The following is a 2,369-nucleotide window of genomic DNA, read 5'->3' on the forward strand; positions in this document are numbered from 1 at the left end:
GCGCCTTGGTCGGCGGCGTGGGGGCCGGCGGGGCCTCCTGCTTCACCGGGGCCGGGGCAGGCGCGGGCTTGGTCGCCGGCTTCTCGGCCTTGTGGGGCATGCCGCCATTGTCGGAACTGGTGAATTCCATCTCGATGGTCGGCGGCGGCGGCGGTTCGGGGGGCACCGGCATCGGCAGCCCCAGAATCACCGCCAGCAGCAGCGCCGCATGGATGACGCCGGACGCGACGATCGAGCGTCGCATCAGGATACGTTCGGAACGACGCGGCGGAACCACGACGAGGACGCTCCCAGGACGGAGGAAAATCAGGGCGCGCCGCCGCCCGAGGGCGGCTGCTGGGCCAGCAGGGCGACATGGGTGAAGCCGCCGGCGGTAATCCGGCCCATCACTTCCATCACCCGGCCGTAATCGATATGGGCATCCCCCCGCACGAAGATCCGGTGCGCCGGATCATTCTCGGCGGCCGTGCGCAGCTGGTCGACCAGTTGATCGGCCGAAACCGGATTGTCGCCCAGATACAGCGCGCCGTCCGAACGGATGGACACGGTGATCGGCTTGGTGTCCGCATTCACCGGGGCGGCGTCGGTCTTGGGCAGGTCGACATTCACGCCGCTGGTCATCATCGGCGCCGTCACCATGAAGATGATCAGCAGCACCAGCATGACGTCCACCAGTGGGGTGACGTTGATGTCCGACATGGGACGGCGGCGCCCCCGGCGACCGCCCCCTCCGCCCAGAGAAACGCCCATGGTTCAGCCTCTTTCCTCGGACTGGCGGGACAGGATGGCGGCGAATTCGGTGCCGAACCCGGCCATCCGGTCCTCGAACACCGCCAGGTTGTTGCTGATGACGTTATAGGCGATCACCGCCGGGATGGCGGTCACCAGGCCGATGGCCGTGGCGAACAGGGCCTCGGAAATACCCGGGGCCACGACGCTGAGATTGGTATTGTGCATCGCCGCGATCGACCCGAAGGCATGCATGATGCCCCAGACCGTGCCGAACAGGCCGATGAACGGCGCCACCGGTCCGATGGTTGCCAAAAAGATCATCCAGCGGCCCAGCCGTTCCATTTCGCGCGTCACGGTGATGGTCATGGCGCGGTCCACGCGTTCCTGCACCCCGCCGCGCACCAGGTCGACGCCCGGAATGCGGGCCGAACGGCGCCATTCGCCCATCGCCGCGCCGAAGACGGCGGCCAGGGGATGCTGGGGCTTCGCGCCGTCGGATTCGTACAGGTCGTCCAGGCTGCCGCCGGACCAGAACTTGTCTTCGAATTCGGTCGCCTGGCGATTGACGCGCCGCAGGGTCACGACCTTGTCGAAGATGATGCCCCACACGACCACGCTGCTGATGGCCAGTCCGATCATCACCAGCTGGACGACGATCGCCGCGTGGATGAACAGACTCCAGAGCGACAAACCCGACGCAGCCGCGCCCAGGTTAGCCGCGTTAACCGCTTGGTCCAAAAATGCCTCCTGCACCTTCTGCCCATGGCCGTGCCGCCTCGCGTGCCGCGGCCGAGTCGGGGCAGCCTGACACTGCACTCCAGTGCGTTCCTTATAGGCTTCCGCAGGAAAGCAGAAGCACCCCCGGCGGCAGTTCGCGCCGGCCCCGACGAATAAATCCGGACCGGCATGGACGGCCCGTCATGCCCGGGAATGCGGGGCCGCCCTAATCCGCCAATCCGTTCAGCAGATCACGCCATGAAGGCGGAAATCGGGCAGGCCGGCCATCGGCCACCCGCACGCAGGCCAGATGGACATCGAGCGTCGCGCACGGCGTGCCGTCGCGCAGGAAATCCTGCGCCAGGCGGCAACTGGCCGGGCTGAGTTCGGTCAGGCGGGTGACCACGGTCACGACATCGTCCAGCCGCAGCGGCCGGCGATAGTCGATGCCGGCCCGGCGCACCACGAAGGCCAGGCCGAATTCGTCGATCAGGGCCGCAACCGGGCGGCCAAGGCTGCGAATCGCCTCGGTCCGGGCGCGTTCGGCCAGCGCCAGGTAGCGGGCGTGATAGACGACGCCGCCCGCATCCGTGTCTTCATAATAAATGCGGAACGGGATGCTGTGCATCATGCCCCGTCCTCCGGCGGGCCATCCCCCCGGAGCGGATCCCCCCCGTGCAGCAGATCGCCCTGGCCCGGCTGGCGGGGCGGCGGGACCAGGCCCAGATGCCGCCAGCCACGTTCGCCCAGCATGCGGCCGCGGGGGGTGCGCAGCACCCGCCCTTCCTGGATCAGATAGGGTTCGACGACGTCTTCCAGCGTGTCGCGGGCCTCGGCCAGGGCGGCGGCGAGGGTGTCCACCCCCACCGGGCCGCCATGATGGTGTTCGGCGATGCGGCGCAGATAGCGGCGGTCCATCC

The 2,369-nt window shown here is 68.3% G+C and carries 4 protein-coding genes and 1 pseudogene; all 5 read right to left on the reverse strand.

Going from position 1 to position 2,369, the window contains the following annotated elements; all coding sequences use genetic code 11:
- Positions 1 to 277, reverse strand: a pseudogene (locus HUK84_RS15125) (energy transducer TonB); the annotation flags it as partial.
- A 29-nt stretch (positions 278 to 306) separates the two neighbouring features.
- Positions 307 to 750 (reverse strand): protein TolR, encoded by a 444-nt coding sequence (gene tolR / locus HUK84_RS15130; RefSeq protein ID WP_176641022.1) that lies wholly within the window; start codon positions 748 to 750, stop codon positions 307 to 309.
- Positions 751 to 753: 3 nt separating this feature from the next.
- Positions 754 to 1,470: a protein TolQ gene (tolQ, locus tag HUK84_RS15135; RefSeq protein WP_176641023.1), complete on the reverse strand. Its 717-nt coding sequence runs from the start codon at positions 1,468 to 1,470 to the stop codon at positions 754 to 756.
- Between the two features lie 205 nt (positions 1,471 to 1,675).
- Entirely contained in the window at positions 1,676 to 2,080 is a 405-nt protein-coding gene (ybgC, locus tag HUK84_RS15140) for a tol-pal system-associated acyl-CoA thioesterase (RefSeq protein ID WP_176641024.1), read from the reverse strand.
- On the reverse strand, positions 2,077 to 2,369 hold a 293-nt coding region (locus HUK84_RS15145), incomplete at its 5' end, for a Holliday junction DNA helicase RuvB C-terminal domain-containing protein (protein ID WP_281362829.1). The genes ybgC and HUK84_RS15145, both read right to left, overlap by 4 nt.

This window comes from Nguyenibacter vanlangensis (assembly GCF_013376155.1).
GTDB lineage: Bacteria > Pseudomonadota > Alphaproteobacteria > Acetobacterales > Acetobacteraceae > Gluconacetobacter > Gluconacetobacter vanlangensis.